Annotated in this window: 23 protein-coding genes; 10 read left to right on the plus strand and 13 right to left on the minus strand. The window is 66.0% G+C overall.

What is annotated here, in order from left to right; translation table 11 throughout:
- Nucleotides 1-4: 4 nt before the first annotated feature.
- The 8 genes from AASM09_RS13200 to AASM09_RS13235 form a co-directional block, all read right to left on the minus strand.
- On the minus strand, nt 5-1,750 hold the full coding sequence (locus tag AASM09_RS13200) for an amino acid ABC transporter permease/ATP-binding protein (protein WP_080355066.1): 1,746 nt from the start codon (nt 1,748-1,750) through the stop codon (nt 5-7).
- Entirely contained in the window at nt 1,747-2,298 is a 552-nt protein-coding gene (locus tag AASM09_RS13205) for a GNAT family N-acetyltransferase (protein ID WP_049430722.1), read from the minus strand. The genes AASM09_RS13200 and AASM09_RS13205 overlap by 4 nt, the downstream gene beginning before the upstream one ends.
- The gene (locus AASM09_RS13210) at nt 2,295-3,515 is read right to left on the minus strand and encodes a M20 aminoacylase family protein (RefSeq protein ID WP_080355067.1); all 1,221 of its coding nucleotides are present in this window, start codon (nt 3,513-3,515) and stop codon (nt 2,295-2,297) included. The genes AASM09_RS13205 and AASM09_RS13210 overlap by 4 nt, the downstream gene beginning before the upstream one ends.
- A 4-nt stretch (nt 3,516-3,519) precedes the next feature.
- Nucleotides 3,520-4,863 (minus strand): LLM class flavin-dependent oxidoreductase, encoded by a 1,344-nt coding sequence (locus AASM09_RS13215; RefSeq protein WP_049430726.1) that lies wholly within the window; start codon nt 4,861-4,863, stop codon nt 3,520-3,522.
- Nucleotides 4,864-4,881: 18 nt separating this feature from the next.
- Complete coding sequence (locus AASM09_RS13220; protein WP_049430728.1) at nt 4,882-5,859, minus strand: MsnO8 family LLM class oxidoreductase; 978 nt, start codon at nt 5,857-5,859, stop codon at nt 4,882-4,884.
- Nucleotides 5,860-5,873: 14 nt separating this feature from the next.
- The gene (locus tag AASM09_RS13225) at nt 5,874-6,236 is read right to left on the minus strand and encodes a DUF3088 family protein (protein WP_014646898.1); all 363 of its coding nucleotides are present in this window, start codon (nt 6,234-6,236) and stop codon (nt 5,874-5,876) included.
- Nucleotides 6,237-6,392: 156 nt separating this feature from the next.
- Nucleotides 6,393-6,974 (minus strand): FMN reductase, encoded by a 582-nt coding sequence (gene msuE / locus AASM09_RS13230; protein WP_049430729.1) that lies wholly within the window; start codon nt 6,972-6,974, stop codon nt 6,393-6,395.
- A gap of 117 nt (nt 6,975-7,091) precedes the next feature.
- Nucleotides 7,092-9,668, minus strand: a complete 2,577-nt coding sequence (locus AASM09_RS13235; RefSeq protein ID WP_049430731.1) for a TonB-dependent receptor plug domain-containing protein — start codon at nt 9,666-9,668, stop codon at nt 7,092-7,094.
- Nucleotides 9,669-10,006: 338 nt separating this feature from the next.
- Here AASM09_RS13235 and ftrA point away from each other — a divergent pair, with 338 nt between their 5' ends.
- The 3 genes from ftrA to AASM09_RS13250 all read left to right on the plus strand — a co-directional run bounded on the left by ftrA (nt 10,007) and on the right by AASM09_RS13250 (nt 12,112).
- Complete coding sequence (gene ftrA / locus AASM09_RS13240) at nt 10,007-11,008, plus strand: transcriptional regulator FtrA (RefSeq protein WP_049430733.1); 1,002 nt, start codon at nt 10,007-10,009, stop codon at nt 11,006-11,008.
- A 95-nt stretch (nt 11,009-11,103) separates the two neighbouring features.
- Complete coding sequence (locus tag AASM09_RS13245; RefSeq protein ID WP_049430735.1) at nt 11,104-11,547, plus strand: BLUF domain-containing protein; 444 nt, start codon at nt 11,104-11,106, stop codon at nt 11,545-11,547.
- Nucleotides 11,548-11,695: 148 nt separating this feature from the next.
- Nucleotides 11,696-12,112, plus strand: coding sequence for a chemotaxis protein CheW (locus AASM09_RS13250; protein WP_238378622.1), 417 nt, complete (start codon nt 11,696-11,698; stop codon nt 12,110-12,112).
- A gap of 11 nt (nt 12,113-12,123) precedes the next feature.
- Here the strand turns inward: AASM09_RS13250 and AASM09_RS13255 are convergent, their stop codons facing one another.
- The 3 genes from AASM09_RS13255 to AASM09_RS13265 form a co-directional block, all read right to left on the minus strand.
- A complete protein-coding gene (locus AASM09_RS13255; protein ID WP_049430739.1) occupies nt 12,124-12,624 on the minus strand; it encodes a membrane protein in 501 nt (166 codons plus the stop codon).
- Nucleotides 12,625-12,715: 91 nt separating this feature from the next.
- Nucleotides 12,716-13,303, minus strand: a complete 588-nt coding sequence (locus AASM09_RS13260) for a TetR/AcrR family transcriptional regulator (RefSeq protein WP_049430740.1) — start codon at nt 13,301-13,303, stop codon at nt 12,716-12,718.
- A gap of 86 nt (nt 13,304-13,389) precedes the next feature.
- Nucleotides 13,390-15,159, minus strand: a complete 1,770-nt coding sequence (locus tag AASM09_RS13265) for an oleate hydratase (RefSeq protein ID WP_343368471.1) — start codon at nt 15,157-15,159, stop codon at nt 13,390-13,392.
- A 206-nt stretch (nt 15,160-15,365) separates the two neighbouring features.
- On the opposite strand from AASM09_RS13265, the gene AASM09_RS13270 reads away from it, so the two are divergent.
- The 7 genes from AASM09_RS13270 to AASM09_RS13300 all read left to right on the plus strand — a co-directional run bounded on the left by AASM09_RS13270 (nt 15,366) and on the right by AASM09_RS13300 (nt 19,256).
- Complete coding sequence (locus tag AASM09_RS13270) at nt 15,366-15,821, plus strand: SRPBCC family protein (RefSeq protein WP_049429142.1); 456 nt, start codon at nt 15,366-15,368, stop codon at nt 15,819-15,821.
- An 11-nt stretch (nt 15,822-15,832) separates the two neighbouring features.
- Complete coding sequence (locus AASM09_RS13275) at nt 15,833-16,147, plus strand: ArsR/SmtB family transcription factor (protein ID WP_005416268.1); 315 nt, start codon at nt 15,833-15,835, stop codon at nt 16,145-16,147.
- Between the two features lie 2 nt (nt 16,148-16,149).
- Nucleotides 16,150-16,608: an SRPBCC family protein gene (locus tag AASM09_RS13280; RefSeq protein WP_049429143.1), complete on the plus strand. Its 459-nt coding sequence runs from the start codon at nt 16,150-16,152 to the stop codon at nt 16,606-16,608.
- A 133-nt stretch (nt 16,609-16,741) separates the two neighbouring features.
- The gene (locus AASM09_RS13285; RefSeq protein ID WP_049429144.1) at nt 16,742-17,161 is read left to right on the plus strand and encodes a helix-turn-helix domain-containing protein; all 420 of its coding nucleotides are present in this window, start codon (nt 16,742-16,744) and stop codon (nt 17,159-17,161) included.
- Nucleotides 17,158-18,024, plus strand: a complete 867-nt coding sequence (locus AASM09_RS13290) for an alpha/beta fold hydrolase (RefSeq protein ID WP_049429145.1) — start codon at nt 17,158-17,160, stop codon at nt 18,022-18,024. Before AASM09_RS13285 ends, AASM09_RS13290 begins: the two co-directional genes overlap by 4 nt.
- Nucleotides 18,017-18,394, plus strand: a complete 378-nt coding sequence (locus AASM09_RS13295) for a DUF4180 domain-containing protein (RefSeq protein ID WP_100443603.1) — start codon at nt 18,017-18,019, stop codon at nt 18,392-18,394. The genes AASM09_RS13290 and AASM09_RS13295 overlap by 8 nt, the downstream gene beginning before the upstream one ends.
- Before the next feature lie 97 nt (nt 18,395-18,491).
- Entirely contained in the window at nt 18,492-19,256 is a 765-nt protein-coding gene (locus tag AASM09_RS13300) for a COG4705 family protein (protein WP_100443604.1), read from the plus strand.
- Here AASM09_RS13300 and AASM09_RS13305 read toward each other — a convergent pair.
- Nucleotides 19,253-20,035: a 3-hydroxybutyrate dehydrogenase gene (locus tag AASM09_RS13305; RefSeq protein ID WP_049427994.1), complete on the minus strand. Its 783-nt coding sequence runs from the start codon at nt 20,033-20,035 to the stop codon at nt 19,253-19,255. The two genes, AASM09_RS13300 and AASM09_RS13305, sit on opposite strands and share 4 nt — an antisense overlap.
- A 61-nt stretch (nt 20,036-20,096) precedes the next feature.
- Nucleotides 20,097-20,576, minus strand: a complete 480-nt coding sequence (locus AASM09_RS13310) for a tetratricopeptide repeat protein (RefSeq protein ID WP_049427996.1) — start codon at nt 20,574-20,576, stop codon at nt 20,097-20,099.
- Between the last annotated feature and the right edge of the window lie 6 nt (nt 20,577-20,582).

The raw sequence follows: 20,582 nt of genomic DNA on the forward strand, positions 1-20,582 counted from the left end.
GGGGCTACAGGGTCTTGGCCAGGAAATCGGCCGTGCGTTGTTGGCGCGGGCGCTCGAACAGGGCCTCGGGCGTGCCCTGCTCGATCACCCGCCCTTGGTCCATCATCACCACGTGGTCGGCCACGCGGCGGGCGAAGCTCAGTTCATGGGTGACGATCACCAGCGTGGTGCCGGAACTGGCCAGCTCCTCGATCACGCTCAGCACTTCAGCCACCAGTTCCGGGTCCAGTGCCGAGGTCGGTTCATCGAACAGCAGCACCTTCGGTTGCAGCGCCAGTGCGCGGGCGATCGCGATGCGCTGCTGCTGGCCACCCGACAGCTGGCGTGGGAAGGCATCGGCCTTGTCGGCCAGGCCAACCCGCTCCAGCAGCGTCCGCGCCTGTTGCTCGGCCTGCGCGCGCGGCACGCCACGCACCGCGATCGGTGCCTCGATGATGTTTTCCAGCGCGGTCAGGTGCGGGAACAGGTTGAAGCCCTGGAACACCATGCCCACTTCCGCACGACGGCGGCGGATCTCACGCTCGGGCAGTTCGTACAAGGTGTCACCCTCGCGGCGGTAGCCAATCAGCTGGCCGCCGACAGTCACGTAGCCGCCGTCGGCGCGTTCCAGGTGGTTGATCAGCCGCAGCAGCGTGGACTTGCCGGCGCCGGACGGGCCAATCAGCACCGTCACGCTGCCGGCGCGCAGGTCCAGGTTCACGTCTTCCAGCACCGGCTGGTCGCCGAACACCTTGCCTACGCCGTGCAGCGACACCGCAGCACCCTCGCCCGCTTCCACCTGCGTGGCGATGCGCGGGCGGCTTGCCACGCGCGGCGCGGCATCGCTCTGCACACGCGGGGGGGATGACACCCGCGACACGGAGCGCTCGCGCTGCAGCTGGCCGCGCGCGAAGCGCTGCTCCACGCGCCGCTGCAGCAGCGACAACACGGTCAGGATCACCAGGTACCAGACCGTGGCGACCATCAGCAGCGGCACCACCTCAAGGTTGCGCCGGTAGATCACCTGCACGGTGTAGAACAGCTCCGGCAGCGCCAGCACATAGACCACCGAGGTACTCTTGGCCAGGCCGATCACATCGTTGAACGCGGCCGGCAGGATCGAGCGCATCGCCTGCGGCAGGATGATGCGCCGCACCTGGCGACCACGCGGCAGGCCGAGCGCGGCCGCGGCCTCGTACTGGCCGTGGTCGACCGAGAGGATGCCACCGCGGATCACCTCGGCCGAGAACGCTGCCTGGTTCAGGGTCAGGCCCAGCACCGCGGCGGTGAACACACCGATCAGCTGTGTGGTCGGGTACGAGAACAGGCTGATGCCGGTGAACGGCACGCCCAGCTCGATGGTGCTGTACAGGTAGCCCAGGTTGTTCAGCAGCAACAACAGCACCAGCAGCGGGATCGAGCGGAACAGCCACACGTAGCCCCACGACACCGCCGACAGCAGCGGCGAGCCGGACACACGGGCCAACGCCAGCAAGGTACCCAATGCGAAACCAAGTCCGGTGCCAAGCGCGGTCAGCAGCAGCGTGCGGCCCAGGCCCTCGAGCACTGGGCGTGCGAAGAACCATTCGGCAAAGGTGCCCCAGCCCCAGCGCGGATTGCCCAGCACGGACTGCAGCCCGATCAGGATCAGCGCCAGTGCCAGCACCGTGCCGAAGACCTGCAGCGGATGCCGGGCCGGCACGATCTTCAGTGCCGGTCCGGGCGCCGGACGAGCGGCGATGCCCTCCAGCGCGGTCGACGGTGTGCTCATGCGTGGGCTCCGTGCAGCAGTGCCTGTGCAGCGGTAACGACAGGCGTCGTCGCCCGCAGGTGCTTCTCGAACGGCAGATGCGCAACCGTTTCCGGGTCGGCCTCCAGATCGAACAACGCGGTGTAGCCATGACTGAGGTACAGGCCAACGGCTTCAGGCTGACGGAAGCCGGTGGTCAGGAACACTCGTCGGTACCCTTGCCGTGCCGCCTGGTCTTCCAGCTCCTGCAGCACGCGTCGCGCGATGCCCTGGCGGCGCAGCCCAGGCAGCGTCCAGATACGCTTGAACTCGGCGGTATCCGGATCACGATGCGGCATGAAGGCGCCACCCGAGATGGCAGCGCCATCACGCAGCAGCAGCACGAACGCCCCTACCGGTGCGGCGAAGGCCTGCGCCGGATAGCGCTGCAGCTCCTCGCGTGCGCTGCCGCCGATGCGGCGGCGCACGTCGGCGTAGCGGCTGTCGTACTCCTGCTCCAGGCCATCGAACAAAGGCCGCGCCAGCGGATCATCCACCGAGGTATAGAGGAAGCGTTCGTTGCTGCTCATGTCGCGTCCTTCACCAGATAGTCTTCGGCCAGCCGCGCCCACAGGCTGGCGGCGGGTGCGATGGCCGCATCGTTGAACACATAGCGCGGGCTGTGCAGCGGGGCGCTGTCACCGTTACCCACGAACACGAAGCTGCCGGGCCGCGCCTGCAGCAGGAAGGCGAAATCCTCGCTGGCGGTGCGTGGCGCGAATTCGGGCACCACCTGTTCGGCACCGAAGCCCTGCACGGCCACCTCGCGGATGTAGGCGGTCTGCTGCGGGTGGTTGATCACGCTCGGGAAGCCGCGCGGGAACTCGATCTCGGCGCGTGCCCCGAACGCCGCCGCGATCTGCTCGGCAAGTTCGGTGACGCGGCGCCGCAGTGTATCGCGCACCTCGGGCAGGTAGGCGCGCACCGTCAGCTTCAGCTCCACCACGTCCGGAATCACATTGGCGGCCTGCCCGCCATGGATCGAGCCCACGGTAACCACGCCCATCTGCCGCGGGTCGACGTTGCGTGACACCACGCTCTGCAGCGCGGTGATGATGTGTGCCGCCACCAGGATCGGGTCGACACTGCCCTGCGGCTCGGCGCCGTGGCCGCCCTTGCCGATCACCTTCAGTCGCGCCCAGTCCACCGAGGCCATCGCTGGCCCGTCGACGAAACCGAAATGGCCCACCGGCACGCCCGGCCAGTTGTGCAGGCCATAGATCGCATCCACCGGGAAGCGCTCGAACAGGCCGTCGGCAATCATCTTCGATGCACCCGAGCCGGTTTCCTCGGCCGGCTGGAATACCAGCTGCAGGGTCCCATCGATCCGTCCGTGGTGGGCCAGGTAATGCGCGGCAGACAGCAGGATGGCGGTGTGGCCATCATGACCGCAGGCATGCATCAGGCCCTCGGTCTGGCTGGCATAGGCCAGGCCGGAGTCCTCATGGATCGGCAGTGCGTCGATGTCGGCGCGCAGGCCGAGGCGACGGCTGCCGTGCCCGCGCTGCAGCGTGCCGACCACGCCGGTGCCACCGAGCCCGGTGGTCACCTCATAACCCCACTGCTGCAGCAGTTCGGCCACGCGGGCGCTGGTGCGATGCTCCTCGAAGGCCAGCTCAGGGTGCCGATGCAGGTCATGGCGGATCGCGATGGCGGCCTCGGCGCGTGCTGCGATCTCAGGCAGCACGCCGGTTGTTGGGGAAGTCCGCCGGGCGTGGCCCGGCGCTACCGCGCTTTCTCCGCTCATCGCCCTACCCTACCTTCCGCGCCGGTTCGGCATCGGTCGAATAGCGGCTGGCCTTGTACGGCAGCCCCAGATGCTCGCGCAGGGTCTGTCCTTCCAGCTCGCGCTGGTGGTAACCGCGCGCCTGCAGGATCGGCAGCACCTGGGTCACGAAATCGTCCAGGCCTTCGCGCTGTGCGGCGAAGCCGAGAATGAAGCCATCGCTGGCACCCGCATCGAACCAGCGGATCAGCTCATCGGCCACATGCTCCGGTGTGCCGATGAAGTTTGGCCGTGGGCTGACCGCTTCCAGCGCCACCTGGCGCAGGCTCAGTCCCTTCTCGCGCGCGTCCTGCTTGATGCGGTCGGTGGTGGAGCGGAACGAATTGCTGCCGATGTCGCCAAGCGCCGGGAACGGTGCATCCGGGTCGTACTGGCTGAAATCATGGTGATCGAAGAAGCGCCCGAGGTAGGCCAGCGCATCTTCCAGCGTCGCCAACGCGGCAATCGCCTGGTATTTGGCTTCGGCCTCCTCGGCAGTACGGCCGACGATGGGACCGATGCCCGGGAAGATCTTCACGTCGTTGCCGCTGCGGCCGTGCGCGATCGCCGAGTTCTTCACCTTCTGGGTGAACGCGCGGGTTTCTTCCAGCGACGGCGAATGGGTGAACACCGCATCGGCGTACTTGCCGGCCAGCGCGATACCATCATCAGACGAACCGGCCTGGAAGATCACCGGCTGGCCCTGTGGCGAACGCTGGATGTTGAGCGGCCCTTCCACCTGGAAGAAGCGGCCCTTGTGATCGAGGCGGCGGAACTTCTCCGGTGCGAAGAACGTGCCACTGTCACGCTCGCGCACGAAGGCATCGTCATCCCACGAATCCCACAGCCCCTGCACGACGTCCAGATACTCATCGGCGATCTGGTAGCGCAGAGCGTGCTCCGGATGCGGGCGGCCGTAGTTGCGGCCGGAGCCTTCCAGCGGTGAGGTCACCACGTTCCAACCGGCGCGGCCGCCGCTGAGAAGATCCAGCGAGGCAAACTGCCGGGCCACGGTGAACGGGTCGCTGTAGGAGGTCGACAGCGTGCCGGCCAGGCCAATCTTCTTCGTTGCCGTGGCCAGTGCCGACAGCAGCGAGATCGGCTCAAAGCGGTTGAGGAAATGCGGGATCGACTTCTCGTTGATGTACAGCCCATCGGCCACGAAGCCAAAGGCAATTCCGTTGTTCTCGGCGGTGCGCGCGATGTCGATGTAGAACTGCAGGTTGACGCTGGCATCGGCCGGATTGGATGGATGCTTCCAGGCATGCATGTGGCTGCCAGGGCCCTGCAGCATGATGCCGAACGGAATGTGGCGCGGGGTGGTGCTCATGGGGATCGCTCCTGCTGGTCAGGCCACCGCCGCGCGTGGCGCGGGCGACAGCAGTTCAAGGGATGTCAGGCGTGCGTCGAGGTCGGCCACCGGCGCATCGAGAATGAACTCACCCACGCCGAAGCGCCGGTGCAGCGCGTCCAGTTCGTCACGCACATGCTGCGCATCGCCGGACAGCACGCTGGGGCGCGTTTCCTCGATGCGGAAGTCCGCCACGCCCACCTGGCGTGCGTACTCGGCAGCCGCCTCGGGGCTGGGCAGGTTCACCGCCTGCCCGGGACCAAGGTGCAGCTTGTAGACGCGTAGCGCACCGATGTGCCGCGCAGCCGCTTCGGCCGTAGGTGCGGCGAAGGCCACCGTCGCCAACAGAGGGGGCTGCGAGGAGACGCTGCGGTAGGCGTCGAACGCCGCCTCGATATGCTTCGGGTCGCCATCGAAGTGCGCGGCGTAGACGAAGCGCCAGCCCAGCTCGGCCGCCTGCTTCGCGCTCTGCGGGCTGGCACCGAGCAGGAAGCGCTCCGGCGCCTGCTGCGGAACCGGACGCGCCAGCACATCGGCTTCAGCGCCGGACAGATAGCCCTCAAGGTCGCGCAGCTGCTGGTCGAAGTCGGCGAACGCCGGGCGCCCGGCCGCCAGCGCGGCAGTCGACGCTGGCAGGCCGCCCGGCGCCTTGCCCACGCCCAGATCCACGCGCCCTGGCGCCAACGCTGCCAGCAGGTTGAAGTTCTCCGCCACCTTGTACGGCGCGTAGTGGCGCAGCATCACCCCGCCGCTGCCGATACGGATGCGCCGGGTCTGCGCCAGCACCCACGCCGCAATCACCTCGGGTGCGGGACTCGCCAACGTCGGCGTGGCATGGTGCTCGGCAAACCAGTACCGGTGATAGCCCAGCTGTTCGGCGCGCTGGGCCAACTGCAGGCTGTTGCGCAGCGCCTGCTCTGGCGAGGCACCTTCGGCCACCGGGCTCTTGTCCAGTACGCTGATCTGATAGCTCATGGTCGCGTCCTCGCTCAGGGGTGGGCCACGGGAATGCCGAGCAATCCATTCAGCGCGGCCAGAATCGGCTCGGCACCGGAGATGTACTGGCGGTCCTGGTGCGCGCCGCTGGCCAGGTCGCTGCGCACGCCCTGCGGCAGCACCAGCTTCGGCAGTGACTGGTCCTGCTCGCCGATCTCGGCGATCACCTCGCGGCGCGGCCGCGCGAAGCCGATGCGGCGCACGTCCAGCTGCGCGTCCAGGCCGTCGATGCTCGACAGCGCCCCTTCCAACAGCAGGCTGTGCCGGCAGAAGAAGCGCTGGCCGGGAATCTGTCCGTCCTCGAACTCACGATCGAGCAGGAACAGGATGGGCTTGTCGGTTGCGTCCAGACTCACGGGGTTGTCCTCAGCGGGGGCGGCAATGCGATGCCGCTTCGATATCGATGCTAGAGATGGCTGCGACCGCAGCAGCGATGCGAAGCGACAATCGACGGTCAGATCCGGCCATGCAGATGCGCCTTGGCCATAAGCAAAGCGCCGCCGGTTATGCCGTCAGGCGATGCGTCGCAGCGGAGCCGGTACCGCCAGCGTCTGTGCGGTCAGATGCCCGGCCGCACGCTCGGTCGCCAGCGCAATCCGCGCCTGCAGGGCCGCACTGTTGATGTGCTCGCCATCGAAGTCGGCCGGCGTGGCGTACACCCCGACTGGAAGTGTGTGCGCCTGCAGGAAACTGAACAACGGCCGCAGCTGGTGGTCGATCACCAGCGCATGGCGCTCGCTGCCACCGGTTGCCGCCAGCAGTACCGGCGTGTCCACCAACGCTTCCAGCCCGATGAAGTCGACCAGATGCTTGAACAGCCCCGGAAACGATCCCCGATAGACCGGCGCAGCCACTACCAGCAGCCCGGCCGCCTCGATCGTCTGCAGCGCCTGCTCCACGGCGGGCTCCACTTCGTCGCGCGACAACGACTGCCCCAGCGAGCGCGCGATCGGCGCCAGCTCCACCAGATCCACACTGGCGTGCACCCGCTGCTGCAACGACTCCAGCAGATACCGCACCAGCAGCAACGTGCGCGACGTCGCCGAACTGGTCGGCGACCCCACTAATGCAACCACCTTCAATGCAGAAGACATGAACTGCTCCTCGATGATGCCGGACTACGTCCGGCCGCCTTTCGCCTTTTGTAGAGCCGAGCCATGCTCGGCTGCTTCCCGCCCTTGTAGAGTCGAGCCATGCTCGACTGCTCCAGGTCAGAACCGGTAATTGACCCGCCCATACCAGTACGCCCCAACGTTGCCCAGCACGTCGCCGTTGTCCCAGGTCGTCTCGATGCTGGCCACATCGGTGGCACTGCGCGCGTACTCCGGCACCTTGCGGGTGCGCTTGTCGAACACGTTGTTGATGCCCAGCGCCGCACTCCAGCCCGCACCCAGTTCCACCGCACCGGAGAGATTGGTCACCAGCACCGGCGGCTGCTTGTACTCCACGCCATTGTTCAGGCGTTTGATCGGGCCGTAATACGTGAAGTCCACATTCGAACGCCAGCGCCCGTTCTGCCACCCCAGCCCGGCCACCTGCGTGTAGCTCGGCGTACGGAAGCGCAGCGCGTACTCGCTGCTCTTTGTCAGCAGGTTGATGTTCGGCAGCCCCTGCAGCACCGCCGGAATGTCGCTGACCTTCTGGATGGTGGTGCGCCCTACGTTGGCCGCGTAGCTCCAGCGCAGCTTGCCCCATGCCGTTTCCTGGTTCGCTTCCAGGGTCAATTCGACGCCGCGTGTGCGGGTGTTGCCCACGTTGGTGAAGTAGCTGGCGTAGAACGCATCACCCGGCAGGATGCTGATACCGGCCGAACCCAGCAGCGCATCGATGGTGTTCTTCTGCGCCGCACTCAGCACCGTGCCACTGTTGTCGGTGATACGCGCCGGATCCTGCGCGTTGTAGCCGATCTGGCTGGACTGCCCGAGCTGGCCACGGATATCGATCTGGTACGCATCCACGGCCAGGTGGAAGGCCGGGCTCGGGTCCCAGGTCACGCCGAGGCTGTAGTTGGTGGCTTTCTCAGGCTTCAGCGGTGTGGCACCCAGTGCGATCGCTGCCGGCGACGACACCTGCGCCACCAGCGTGGTGCCGCAGGGGCAGCTGCCGGTGGCCTGGTAGAACTGCGCGCCCAGGCTGGGCGCATGGAAGCCGTTACTGACCGTGGCCCGCACACCCAGCGCGTCGGTGAAGTCAAATCGCGTGGTCAGGCGGCCGGTGGAGACACTGCCAAAGTCGGAATGGTCTTCCCAGCGAGCGGCCGCATCCAGGTACCAGCGCGAGGTGATGTTGGTGGCCGCGCCCACATAGACCGCCTTGCTGTTGCGCGTAGCCTTCACCGCATCGGCGGTGGAGTAGCCCACGAATGCAGCAGCACCGAAGCCGGTGTACGACTCCCACTGCCCTGCCCCACGTTCGTACCGTTCGTGCTGGTACTCCGCGCCCGCGCTCACTTCCAGCGGCGAAGCGAACGCCGCCACCTCGAAGCCACGGCGCAGGTCCAGGTTGGCGATGCCCTGCTGGTAGTCCAGCTTGCCGTCGTAGAAGTCGGTCGGCGAGCCGGGGTACGGCAGCGAATAGTTCACCGAGTTGCGGGTGTAGGTACGCACCGTGCTGCGGTTGCCGGTCAGGCTGGCGTCGTAGTCCCACCCCGCAATCTGGCCTTTCACGCCCGCCGTGCCGGTGTACTGCTTCTCCTTGGTTTCCAGCACCGGCAGGAAGCCATCGGGGAACACACTCAACACGCCGGGTGCCTTGTAGGTGGTGAAGATGGTCGCCGGCAGGCGGAAGTTCTGGATCGCCTGCGCGGTGCGATCGCTGGCGGTGGCATTGGCATAGAACTGTGCGCTGTCGCCCAGCCCATGGCCCACGTTCACCGCAAACGCCTTCAGCGCATACGAGGGCGAGCTGAGGATGGTGTTGGCCTCGGCATTGCGGTTGGCCTCGGCCGGGTTCGGCGATGCGCCGGCCGGCAACCGGTTGTTCGGGCGCAGCGCAACCAGATTGCCGTTGGCATCTACCGCCGGATAGCTCAGATAGCCATCGATGTAGCGGCGGGTACGGATCGCGTGGTGCTGCCGCGTGGTCTCGCCCGACAGGTTGACGAAGCCATCGGCGCCCCACGGCAGTCCCACATTCGCACGCACGCTGGTGCGCGAACCATCGCCGTCGATGCTCTGACCGCTTTCCACAGCCAGTTCGCCACCCTGTGCCTGCGATTTCAGGATCACGTTGACCACACCGGTAATCGCATCCGAGCCATAGATGGCTGAAGCGCCATCGCGCAGCACTTCCACATGGTCGATGGCCGAGACCGGAATCAACGCCAGATCGGCCCAGGCATGGCCGGGGAAGCCACCGCCGTTGGCGCCACTGACATAGGCACTGGCATTGCGGCGCTTGCCGTTCACCAGCACCAGCGTGTAGCCCGGCGACAGGTTGCGCAGCTGGTAGCCACGGATCAGGCTCTCCTGGTCGCTCTGGTAGCCACCGATCTGGCTGAGCGACGGCAGCGCGCGTTGCAGTGCTTCCAGCAGGTTGGCCTGGCCGGTGGCGGTGAGGTCTTCGGCCGAGATCACATCGATCGGCGTGGAGCTGTTCTTCACCGTACGCGTGCTGGTGCGCGAGCCGGTCACCACCACGGCATCCAACGTGGATGCCGCGACATTGGCGGTTGCTGCCGTGGTGGCAGGATCCGTATCGGCTTCAGCGGCATGGCTGGGCGACGTGGCCAGGGTGGCCGCGATCAGGACGGCAAGAGAGCTCAGGACAGGAGTGTGGGCGGCAGGCATGGGGGCTCGTGGGGGTAGGCCGGAAACACGCTTCCATTCAAGGGCCTGTTCACCCACCGCGACAGGCATGAACGCGTCACCCAGCCGTAACATCCGGCCACCCACATGACTGCTGGTAATGACGTTAGGCGGCATTGCCGGTGCACTGCTGTCTGTAGAGCCGAGCCCACGCTCGGCTGCTCTTCGTGACGGCGTCAGATGCATCCCCCCTGCCGGTATTGAGCCGAGCGTGGGCTCGGCTCTACAAGAGGGGAACGACCGCTCCATATGCCTGCCCGGCATCACCTCATGCCCGTACACCACTCCGCACCGCGCATCACCGCCCGTAGCATCAGGCCATGCCCAGCCCACCTGCCGATCCCGCCGCACCGCTCGTCGCCATCGTCGCCTGCCACGGCCAGGGGCTGTTCGAATTCGGCTGTGCGGTTGGCCTGTTCGCACCCGTGCGGCCGGAACTCGGCGTGGCCTGGTACCGCACCCAGCTCTGCGCAGGCGAGCCCGGCGCATTGCGCATGCTCGGCGGCACGCAGGTGCAGCTTCCCTACGATCTGAGCACAGTTGATGACGCTGACATCATCGTCATTCCCGGCTGGCGTGAGCCCAGCGAGCGTCCACCACAGGCGCTGCTCGAAGCCCTCATCCGTGCCCACGCACGTGGCGCGCGCATCGCCTCGATCTGCTCCGGTGCCTTCGTGCTGGCCTGGGCCGGGCTGCTCGACGGCCGCCAGGCCACCACCCACTGGCGCCTCACCGAAGCGCTGGCGCGTGACTTCCCGCGCATCGACGTACGCGAGGATGTGTTGTACGTGGACACCGGCAGCATCATCACCTCCGCAGGTTCGGCCACCGGCATGGACATGATGCTGCACATGGTGCGCAAGGATTACGGCGCACGGGTAGCCAACCTGGTGGCCGAGCGGCTGGTGCTGGCACCGTGGCGTGATGCCGGCCGCAGCCAGCGCGTCAGCCGGGCCATTCCCAATGGCGAGCCCTCGCGTCTGGCAAAACTGATGGAATGGATGCGCCGCAACCTGCGCGAGCCGCACTCGCTGGGCAGTCTTGCCGAGCAGGCCGCGCTCAGCCAGCGCACACTGCAGCGGCAGTTCCTGGAAGCCACCGGCCTGTCACCCATCGACTGGCTGATCCGCGAACGCGTGGCCTTTGCCCGCGAGCTGCTGGAGACCACCGACCGGCCGCTGCAGTGGATCGCCGAGCAGGCCGGCTTTGGTTCACAGGAATCGTTCCGTCGCCACTTCCGTGGCCAGGTCGACGCGAGCCCCACCGAGTACCGCAGCCAGCATCGCAGCGGTATTGGCGCGGATCGGTTGGTGGGCTGCTGATCCAACTCAGCGCTCCCCAGCGCTACGTGAGAAAAGGCTCACGGCGGACGGTAGAGACCCACGTATAGTGATGGGCGTCACACGAAGCCCCTTCCATGCTCCACGCATTTGCTTACTCCAGCCACATATCGGCTGGGCTTTCCGATGAAACCCTCCGCCAGATCGTCTCGGGCTCTGCCGCGTTCAATCGCCGGGTGGACGTCACCGGAGCACTGCTCGTCGACGGGCAGCGGTTTTTCCAGTACGTCGAAGGCCCGCCCGACGGCCTGGAGGCGGTCAAGCGCCGCATCCATGACAGTCGCTCGCATGCTGCCGTCGTACCGGTACTGGACATGGCCATCAGCGCGCGTGCTGTTCCCTATTGGGCCATGACCCGCATCGACACCGGGCAGATCATGGTGTCCGGCCTGGTCAATGCGCGATGGGACGAATTTGGCCATGCCGTTCCGGGCATGGATCAGCTCGTCGGCCTGCTGCGTCCGCACTTTCCGCGCATCGGCCCGCTCAGTGCGCACCATGCGTCCGTCGGATCCAGATGAACCGCCGCCTTGCGCGCGTACTCCCACGCGGCCGCGTGCTCCCAGCACACGTCATCATTCAAGCCGCGTTACCCATCGTTCCTGCCAGATCCACAGCATGCCTGTACCCGCTCAACCTTCAACGGAAACACGTGCCTCGCCCGCCGAGTTGTTCGAGGTCGTCGTCCTGCGTGCAGGCACGGCCCTGTTCGCGATCGACGTACAGGTGGCCGTGGAAATACGCGGCCCCGAGACCTTCGGCCCTGCAGACCCACATGGCAGGCGGAACCTGGAGGTACGAGGGCAGCCGTTGCCGGTGGCCGACCTGCGCAGGCTCAGCGGGCAACCGGCATTCGATGGCGGCAGCCCAGCCATGCTGCTGATCACCGCCGGCACTGCAACCCTGGCGCTGGCGGTAGATGAAGTGCTCGAGATCGAAACACCGGACGCATCTCCAGACGCAGCCTCGCCGGCCCAGAGTCGACCGTTCAACTTCTGCAGCCGGCACGTTCGGGTGGATGCCACACGTTCGGCTTCGCTGATCGAACCGCAGTCGCTGCTGGCTGCGCTCGCGGTGCGGGACTGAGGCGCCTCTGCTCAAGGGCGCCTGCGAACCGTTTGAAACCGCATGCGCCAGCACTGCGCGGCAAAGCCGATCACAAACACCACCGCCAATCCCAGCAACGTGTGCAGCACCACCGGCGCCATCGGCGCAGCCGCAATGGGATGGTTCACCGGCAAACGTGTCAGCGTTTCATTCACGCCTGGCACCAGCGACAGCAGGAAGCTGAAAGACAGCGCAAATGTCGACACGTAGCGCGCTGCGCGACCCAGCCAGCGCAGCCGGGCGGCCTGCACGCCGCCGAACGCCACCAGCAGCACGATCACGCCGAACGCATGGCCTGGATTGAGCCCCCCCGTGCTGGAGACGGTCAATGACGTAGCGACCGACAGCACCAATCCCAAAAGGTACAGCTTGCCCGAGCGTGTGGCGGGGTCGATCGCGCGATGGCGAATGAGGGCATAAAGGCCGGCGATAGCCGGTACCAGACTGACGGCCGTGTGGATCAAGCCCAGCGTGGACAGAGAGTGCGACATGGAACATCTCCAGAGTTAAATAAACCTACTAGTAGGTAGGTGCATGATTCAAAAAATGACCCGCGTCGCCGCGGGCCCCACCACAGTCATGTCAGGCAGTCGCGCTCACCCGCGCAATGGCCAACCGCGCCAGTGCCGCGAACGTCGCCGCATCGGCGAAACCGCGCGCGGCCAGCATCGCGCCATGTACCGACGACATGAAGGCCTTCGCCTCGTCCGCCGCCGAGCCCTGCAGGCGCAACTGGCCCTGCGCGGCGCCCTTCTCCAGCGTCAACGTCAGCCACCCGCTCAGATCCTCGAAATGCCCGCGTACTTCTTCGGCAATCTCCGCAGGGATCATCGGTGCCTCTGCCGCCAGCATCGCGCAGATACAGAACGACGACGTGCCGCCCGCAATACAACTGGACCAGTAGTCCACATAGGCGTTGAGCTCCTGCAACGGGTCGCCCAGCTGCCGGTCCAGCAGCGCCAGGCCCTCACGCGCCTCGGCCCGGTACAGCTCAACCACCGTGCGCACCAGATCCGCCTTGCTGGGGAAATGGTGGTGGATGCTGGCCTTGCTGATGTTCACCCGCGCCGACACGTCGGCATAGCTGAAGCCGTTGTAGCCACCGGCCTCCAGCAGCGAACGGGCGTGGGACAGGATCTCCTGGGCCTTGGGCGAGAGCGACTCTTTCATGCGCCTCAATCTACTAGTAGGTTGAGGCGTTGTCAACTCCCCGCTGTTGGACTCGCCGGGCATGGCCCGGCGCTACCCACTCCCGGTCAGTCCCCCTGCACCAGCTTGAACTCGCGCAGCAGGCCACCGATCTGGGTCTTGTCCAGCTTGTTCATCAGCAGGTTGCGCAGGAACGCCGGTCCCGGAATATCCAGTTCCTTGCCGTCACGCAGGCGCCCGGTCGCGGCCAGCAGCGAGCGCACGTCGTAGGTGGAATTGAACACCTCCGGCACGCCGCGTTCGATATCCAGCAGCGTGTACACCGCCTCCATCGGCGTGCGCACCGAATACTCGGTGGTGAAGATGCAGTCACGCTGCTTCGATTCGGCGAACTGGCCGATGAAGGCGAAGTTCACCGCCCCCTCCGGCACCACGTCCGGACGATCAGCGGCCTGGCGCGGCATGAAGAACGCGGTGATGTACGGCATCATCACCGGCACCGTCTTGGCACCGGTCGCGGCCAGCTCGTCGATCTCCTCCACCGGCACGCCCAGGTGGTACAGCCACTCGCGGGTGATCTCCTCGCCGGTACAGTCCTGCATCGGCTTCTTCACGTAGTCACCGGGCGTATCCACGAACAGCGAATACACCCAGACCACGATCTGGTCCTTGGGCTGGTTCTTGAAATGCGGCTGACGGTTTACCGTCCAGCTCATCAGCCAGCGCGAGTCGCGCACGCTGACAATGCCGCCGGTCACCACCTTGCCGCTGAAGGGATCGCGCTTGGCAATCTTCTGGATGTAAGCCGGAATGCGCGCGTCCAGCGTGGTTACCGTCGCCGATTCCCACTTGGTTTCCGGGATATGCGCGCCGAACACATCCGGGCGCCCGAACGCTGCATCCTTCGCGGCAATGCGCCGCCACAGGTCCCAGGCCGGCGCCGGGCCTTCATTCAGGCGTGCCGCAGTGTGGTGGTCGCCATTGTCCGAGTTCTCGGTCAGCGAGCCGATGGTCATGAACAGAAGATCGTCCGCGCCCAGATCCACGCCACCGGCTACACCATCACGCATCCAGTGGATGCGCGTGGCCTGCTTGCGGCCCGGCTGCAGATCGAAGTCGACGTCGGTCACCTCGGTGCCGTACTGGAACACCACGCCATGGTCCTGCAGCCACTTCACCAGCGGCAGCACCAGCGATTCGTACTGGTTGTACTTGGTGAACTTCAGCGCCGAGAAGTCCGGCAGGCCGCCAATGTGATGGATGAAGCGATGCAGGTACAGCTTCATCTCCAGCGCCGAATGCCATTCCTCGAACGCGAACATCGTGCGCCAGTACAGCCAGAAGTTGCTGTCCAGGAAATCACGGCCCAGCACTTCGTTGATGCGCTTGTTCTCCATCTCCTGCCGGGTAGCCAGGAACAGCGCGATGATGTCCTTCTGCGCCTGCTCGGTCAGCGTGAACAGGCCGTCGGTGTGCGCATCCTCGCCGCGGTTGATGGTGGCGCGCTGCAACGAATAGTTCGGGTCGTCCTTGTTCAACCAGTAGAACTCGTCCAGCACGCTGGCGTCGTCGATCTCCAGCGAGGGGATCGAGCGGAACAGGTCCCACAGGCACTCGAAATGGTTCTCCATCTCGCGGCCACCACGGATCACGAAACCCTTTTCCGGCACCTTCAGGCCATCCAGCGCGCCGCCGGCAATCTGCTGCTGCTCCAGGATGGTGATGCGCTCACCGGCCAAGCGCCCGTCGCGTACCAGGAACACCGCACCGGCCAGCGAAGCCAGGCCCGAGCCCACAAACCAGGCGCTCTTGCCATCCACACCGGCCGGCTTGCGCGGGCGCGCGAAGGCTTCGTAGTTGCCACTGCTGTAGTACATGCACTGCTCCTTCCTGGAGGGGGTCCACCCCACTCTAGCGCCGAACCCGTGTCCCTCATGCTTCAGCCCGCCTGCGACCCAGTGACGCAGTAGTGCCAGACCATGCCTGGCAGATCCCCTCCACACCGATGATTGACATGCAGGCATTTGCCTGCATATATTCCTCCCAAGGACGGCACCTGCCCGCCCATCGCGAGGAATCTGCAATGGTGGATATCGCACATCGGGTCGGCATCAAGGCCCCTGCAAGCCAGGTGTACCAGGCCCTGGCGACCCCCGAAGGCGTCGCCGCTTGGTGGGCCGAAGACACCCACGGCGACCGCAACGTCGGCGGCACGGTGAAGGTCCGTTTCACCAACAACGGCCAGGAAATAGGCGCCATGGAAATGCAGCTGGAACAGCTCGTTCCCGGCGAACTCGTGCTCTGGAAGTTCTTGGCCGGCCCTGCCGAATGGATCGGCACGCATGCGCGTTTCGCACTGAAACAGGAAGGCGACTACTGCATCGTGCTGTTCACCCACGAAGGCTGGAAGGAACGCGTCGAGTTCACCTCCCACTGCAGCACCAAGTGGGCGGTCTTCTTGATGAGCCTCAAAGCCCTGCTGGAAACCGGCAAGGGCCAGCCCAACCCACACGACATCAGGATCGACAACTGGAACTGAAGACGCCCCGCATGAATGCAGACAAGGTGTTCAAGGCCCTGGCCGACCCCACGCGCAGAACGCTGCTGGACCTGCTCTGCGAGGACAACGGCCAGACCCTGGGCCAGCTGTGCGAACACCTGGACATGGCCCGGCAATCGGTCACCCAACACCTGGGCCTGCTGGAAGACGCCAACCTGATCAGCACCGTGCGCCGTGGCCGCGAGAAGCTGCACTTCATCAACCCGGTGCCGCTGCATGAAGTCTACGAGCGCTGGGTACGCAAGTTCGAGCAGCAGCGCCTGAGCCTGCTGCATGACCTGAAACGAGAACTGGAAGGAGAATGACGATGTCCGCAGAGACCACCCGCTTCATCCACGTGATCTATATCGCCTCCACGCCACAGAAGGTGTTCGAGGCCATCACCAGGCCCGAGATCGCCAGCCGCTACTGGGGCCATGAAAACGTCTCGGACTGGAAGCCCGGCTCGCGCTGGCAGCATGTGCGCGCCAACGAAACGCGCTCGGTCGAGCTGGTCGGCGAAGTGGTGGAGCGCACCCCGCCCTCGCGGCTGGTCATCACCTGGGCCGCCGCCTCGCAGGCCGACAACCCGGACGCCTACAGCCGGGTGACCTTCGAGATCGTGCCCTACCAGGACATGGTGCGGCTGACGGTTACCCATGAGGAGCTGGAACCGGGCAGCGGCATGGATACCGGCATCCGCCAGGGCTGGCCGATCGTGCTGTCCAGCCTGAAGTCGTTGTTGGAGACGGGCAAGGGGCTGGATGTGTTTGCGAAGCCGGCGTAGTCGTCGGGAGGGTTGGCCCGCGCGAGCGGCACCGGGGAGATGGCCCCTGTTGCCGCCGCCGCACAATCCCCAATCACTCCCACAAATTGCATTTCATGGAACAATAGGGAGCACATGGTTCTCGAGTTCCGTTATGTCCCCCGCGTTGCTAACCGTCGATCAGGCTGCCCAGCAGCTCAGCCTGCACCCCAAAACCGTCCTGCGGCATATCCGTAGCGGCCAACTGCGCGCGACCCGCATCGGCAAGTCCTATCGCATCACCGCCGAAGACCTCGACGTGTTCACCGGCACCGTGCGTGAGCCCTCCGCTGCGTGCCCACAGCTCACCACCGTGGTGGACATTCCCGGATGCGGTGCGACACGTGCCGCCGACCTGGCCCGTGCCCTGCATGCGCGCGTCACCGGCCGCGAGGCCGACGATGAGCCGCTGCGCATGGAGACGATCTATTCGCCTGAGCACGATGTGCTCAAGCTGATCGTGATCGGTGGCCTGGCAGGTTCCACGGCGCTGCTGGTCAGCCTGCAGCGTCTGCTGCAGGACCGCAGCGCATGAAGCGGCAGCGCCCCGGCATTCCCACGCAGCACGTACTTGCCGCCTACCGCCAGGTGCTTTCGGACTGGCCGGGACCCCACGAATCGCACCATCTCGCCACCCGTGCCGGTTCCACATTTGTGGTCAGCTGCGGCCCGGAACACGGCCCTGCCCTGGTGCTGCTGCATGGCACCCTCAGCAATGCCGCCAGCTGGATGTTCGATGCTGAACGTTGGAGCGAGCACTACCGCGTGCATGCCGTCGACATCATTGGCGAACCGGGCCTCAGCGAAGGCACGCAACCTGCGCTGGACAGCGATGCGCATGCGCAATGGCTGGATGATGTCCTCGACGCACTCGGCGTGGAAAGTGCAGCATTCGTGGGCCTGTCGTTCGGCGGCTTCCTGGCACTGGACTACGCGCTGCGAAGGCCTGCCCGGGTCAACGCACTGGTCCTGGTCAGCCCCTCGGGTATCGGGCGCCAGCGTGCATTCCTGCTCAAGGCGCTGCCACTGTTGCTGCTTGGCCGATGGGGACGCGAGCGCCTTCGCCGTGCGGTCATGGGTCCCGCGCCACTACATGCACCTGCACGTGCGCAGCCGCTGCTCGACCTGTTGGCATTGATCCGTGCCGAGGTTCGGCCACGTCCGCTGCGCATTCCCCCCATCAGCGACGAGCGGCTGGCTGCGTTGCATCCGCCGGTAGCCCTTGTCATGGGCGCGCGTGATGCCCTCATCGACACCCCTGCCGCCGCCGAACGCATGAAACGGCTCGTCCCGACGGCGGACGTCACCCTGCTCGCAGACGCCTATCACTACATCCCCGGCCTGCGCGAAGACATCCTCGCCCGGCTGCGTCAACTGCAGAACCTCCAGCATGAATGATTCCATTGAACACATCGGCACCACCCGCCTCCTGCGCATCGAGCCGCAGGGCCCCGCACTCGATGCCAACGGCCTGCGCGATCTGGTCGGCGACGCCCTTGGGCATCAGGCCGAGTGGATTGCCGTGCCGGTGCAGCGCCTTTCGGCAGACTTCTTCGAGCTGCGCTCCGGCACGGCCGGGCAATGGCTGCAGATGCTGGTGAACTACCGCCTGCGCTTCGCCGTGCTGGGCGATGTCAGCGGCTACCGCGCACAGAGTGAATCGCTGGACGCGTGGATCACCGAATGCAACCGTGGTCGCGATGGCTGCTTCGTGGCCGATTGGGATGCTCTGCTGGCTCGCCTTTCGGCCCCCGCCAGCGCGGGCTGAACGCCAACCCCACGCTCACCCTCACCGAACCCGGTTCCGACTGCACTCCGACGGCGCCCGCCACAGCATCGCCGGCAGGCTCCCCAGGCGACGTTCGATGAGTGCTTCAGACGCAGATTCCCTGCACAGCAAAGTGGCGGCGGTCACCCTTGGCTTCTGGGTGATGAAAATTGCCGCCACCACCCTCGGCGAGACTGCGGGCGATCTGCTGTCGATGACGCTCAACCTGGGCTACGTGACCAGCTCGGCCATCCTGCTGACGATCTTTGCCGGCCTGCTGGGCATGCAGTTGTCGGCACGGCGCTTCCACCCGGTGCTGTTCTGGTCGGTGGTGCTGGCCACCAGCACCGCCGGCACGACGATGTCCGACCTGCTCGACCGCACGCTTGGCCTGGGCTACGCCACCGGCGCCAGCCTGCTGGCCGGCTGCCTGGCGCTGGTGCTGCTGGCCTGGCGCATGTCGGAAAAGTCGATCTCGGTCAGCAACATCGCATCGCGCCGCGCCGAAGGCTTCTACTGGACCGCCGTGCTGTTCTCCAACACGCTCGGCACCGCGCTGGGCGACTTCCTCGCCGACGATTCCGGGCTGGGCTTCACCGGCGGCGCACTGCTGATCGGCAGCCTCATCGCGCTCACTGCGCTGGCCAGCCGCATCGGGGGCATCAACCGGGTCATCCTGTTCTGGATCGCCTTCGTGCTCACCCGCCCGTTCGGCGCCACCTTCGGCGACCTGCTCACCAAGCCGCTGGAGAAGGGCGGCCTGGGCTTCGGCACGGTAGGCTCGTCGCTGGTGCTGTTCACCCTCCTCGCCACACTGGTGGCACTGCCAATGCTGCAGCGTAAGGCGCAGCCAGCCAGCTAGCGCGCCGTCCAGCCCCCATCCACCGGCAGCGCCGTGCCGGTAATCTGCGCCGCCGCGTCCGAGGCCAGGAACACCACCATCTCGCCCAGCTGATCGGGCGTCACGAACTGCAACGACGGCTGCTTTTCAGCCAGCAGCGCACGCGCGGCGGTTTCCTGATCCGTGCCTTCGTGCTCGGCCAACGCGGTGATCTGCTGCTCGACCAGCGCCGTTCGCACCCAGCCCGGGCAGATGGCATTGGCGGTAATGCCGGTGCCCGCATTCTCCAGCGCGGTCACCTTGGTAAACCCCACCACGCCATGCTTGGCCGCCACATAGGCCGACTTGTTCACCGAGCCCACCAACCCGTGCACCGACGCGATGTTGATGATGCGGCCGGCGCCCTGCTGCTTCATGTGCGGCAAGGCCGCCGCCGTTGCATGGAACACCGCCGACAGGTTCAGCGCCAGGATCGCATCCCATTTCTCGACCGGGAATTCCTCGATCGACGCGGTGTACTGGATGCCCGCGTTGTTCACCAGGATGTCGATGCGGCCCATCTTCGCAACGGCGTGGTCGATCAGTCCGCGCACCGCCTCGCCGCGCGACAGGTCGGCGCCGTCATGCGCCACTCGCACACCGAACTCAGCTTCCAACCGCGAACGAATGCGCTCGATCTCCGCCGCATCGCCGAAGCCATTCAGCACGATGTCCGCGCCCTGCCGCGCCAGCGCGGTGGCAATGCCAAGACCGATACCGCTGGTGGAGCCGGTGACCACCGCAACCTTTCCATTGAACATGGGTGAGCTTCCATCGGGCATAGGCAGCCAGTGTAGCGTCACCGACCGCCGCACCCACTTCCTACGCGTCCACATCCAATGAATGCGCCAACAGGAACTCCCGGGCGTACTCATTCCCACCCTGCGCCGAAGCGCGGATCAGGGACACCGCACGTGGCACGTCGCTGGCGACTCCCTTGCCATGGAACAGCGCCAGGCCAAACTCGTACATGGCCGACGGATAGCCGGCCTCCGATGCGCGCTCAAAATGCGCGGCCGCCCGCGTGACGTCCTGCTCAACGCCGTCACCCGTCAGCAGTCGCAGTCCCAGCGCATGGATGGCCGGGATGTAACCTTTCTCCGCGGCCTGCTTGAGGGTCGCGAGGCTGTCCGCCTCGGCATGTGCATCGTCCTCCCCTTCAGGCACCGAAGCAGAGAGAAACAACGCTTCGGCACACCCGCGTGCAAGATGGGGGGCCAACAGCCGCCGCGCCTCGGCAATGTCACCGTGGTCGAGCAGCGCATCGAAGTCGGTCGTGAGCTGGGTTGGCATGTCCGTCATGGCGCA

It is taken from the genome of Stenotrophomonas maltophilia (genome assembly GCF_039555535.1).
In the GTDB taxonomy this organism is placed as follows: Bacteria; Pseudomonadota; Gammaproteobacteria; order Xanthomonadales; family Xanthomonadaceae; genus Stenotrophomonas; species Stenotrophomonas maltophilia_Q.

What these genes read in the sequence shown, in the direction of transcription:
- AASM09_RS13200 (WP_080355066.1), bottom strand. Translation starts at nt 1,750, where the DNA reads ATGAGCACACCGTCGACCGCGCTGGAGGGCATCGCCGCTCGTCCGGCG.
- AASM09_RS13205 (WP_049430722.1), bottom strand. Translation starts at nt 2,298, where the DNA reads ATGAGCAGCAACGAACGCTTCCTCTATACCTCGGTGGATGATCCGCTG.
- AASM09_RS13210 (WP_080355067.1), bottom strand. Translation starts at nt 3,515, where the DNA reads ATGAGCGGAGAAAGCGCGGTAGCGCCGGGCCACGCCCGGCGGACTTCC.
- AASM09_RS13215 (WP_049430726.1), bottom strand. Translation starts at nt 4,863, where the DNA reads ATGAGCACCACCCCGCGCCACATTCCGTTCGGCATCATGCTGCAGGGC.
- AASM09_RS13220 (WP_049430728.1), bottom strand. Translation starts at nt 5,859, where the DNA reads ATGAGCTATCAGATCAGCGTACTGGACAAGAGCCCGGTGGCCGAAGGT.
- msuE (WP_049430729.1), bottom strand. Translation starts at nt 6,974, where the DNA reads ATGTCTTCTGCATTGAAGGTGGTTGCATTAGTGGGGTCGCCGACCAGT.
- AASM09_RS13235 (WP_049430731.1), bottom strand. Translation starts at nt 9,668, where the DNA reads ATGCCTGCCGCCCACACTCCTGTCCTGAGCTCTCTTGCCGTCCTGATC.
- ftrA (WP_049430733.1), top strand. Translation starts at nt 10,007, where the DNA reads ATGCCCAGCCCACCTGCCGATCCCGCCGCACCGCTCGTCGCCATCGTC.
- AASM09_RS13245 (WP_049430735.1), top strand. Translation starts at nt 11,104, where the DNA reads ATGCTCCACGCATTTGCTTACTCCAGCCACATATCGGCTGGGCTTTCC.
- AASM09_RS13255 (WP_049430739.1), bottom strand. Translation starts at nt 12,624, where the DNA reads ATGTCGCACTCTCTGTCCACGCTGGGCTTGATCCACACGGCCGTCAGT.
- AASM09_RS13260 (WP_049430740.1), bottom strand. Translation starts at nt 13,303, where the DNA reads ATGAAAGAGTCGCTCTCGCCCAAGGCCCAGGAGATCCTGTCCCACGCC.
- AASM09_RS13265 (WP_343368471.1), bottom strand. Translation starts at nt 15,159, where the DNA reads ATGTACTACAGCAGTGGCAACTACGAAGCCTTCGCGCGCCCGCGCAAG.
- AASM09_RS13270 (WP_049429142.1), top strand. Translation starts at nt 15,366, where the DNA reads ATGGTGGATATCGCACATCGGGTCGGCATCAAGGCCCCTGCAAGCCAG.
- AASM09_RS13275 (WP_005416268.1), top strand. Translation starts at nt 15,833, where the DNA reads ATGAATGCAGACAAGGTGTTCAAGGCCCTGGCCGACCCCACGCGCAGA.
- AASM09_RS13280 (WP_049429143.1), top strand. Translation starts at nt 16,150, where the DNA reads ATGTCCGCAGAGACCACCCGCTTCATCCACGTGATCTATATCGCCTCC.
- AASM09_RS13285 (WP_049429144.1), top strand. Translation starts at nt 16,742, where the DNA reads ATGTCCCCCGCGTTGCTAACCGTCGATCAGGCTGCCCAGCAGCTCAGC.
- AASM09_RS13290 (WP_049429145.1), top strand. Translation starts at nt 17,158, where the DNA reads ATGAAGCGGCAGCGCCCCGGCATTCCCACGCAGCACGTACTTGCCGCC.
- AASM09_RS13295 (WP_100443603.1), top strand. Translation starts at nt 18,017, where the DNA reads ATGAATGATTCCATTGAACACATCGGCACCACCCGCCTCCTGCGCATC.
- AASM09_RS13300 (WP_100443604.1), top strand. Translation starts at nt 18,492, where the DNA reads ATGAGTGCTTCAGACGCAGATTCCCTGCACAGCAAAGTGGCGGCGGTC.
- AASM09_RS13305 (WP_049427994.1), bottom strand. Translation starts at nt 20,035, where the DNA reads ATGTTCAATGGAAAGGTTGCGGTGGTCACCGGCTCCACCAGCGGTATC.
- AASM09_RS13310 (WP_049427996.1), bottom strand. Translation starts at nt 20,576, where the DNA reads ATGACGGACATGCCAACCCAGCTCACGACCGACTTCGATGCGCTGCTC.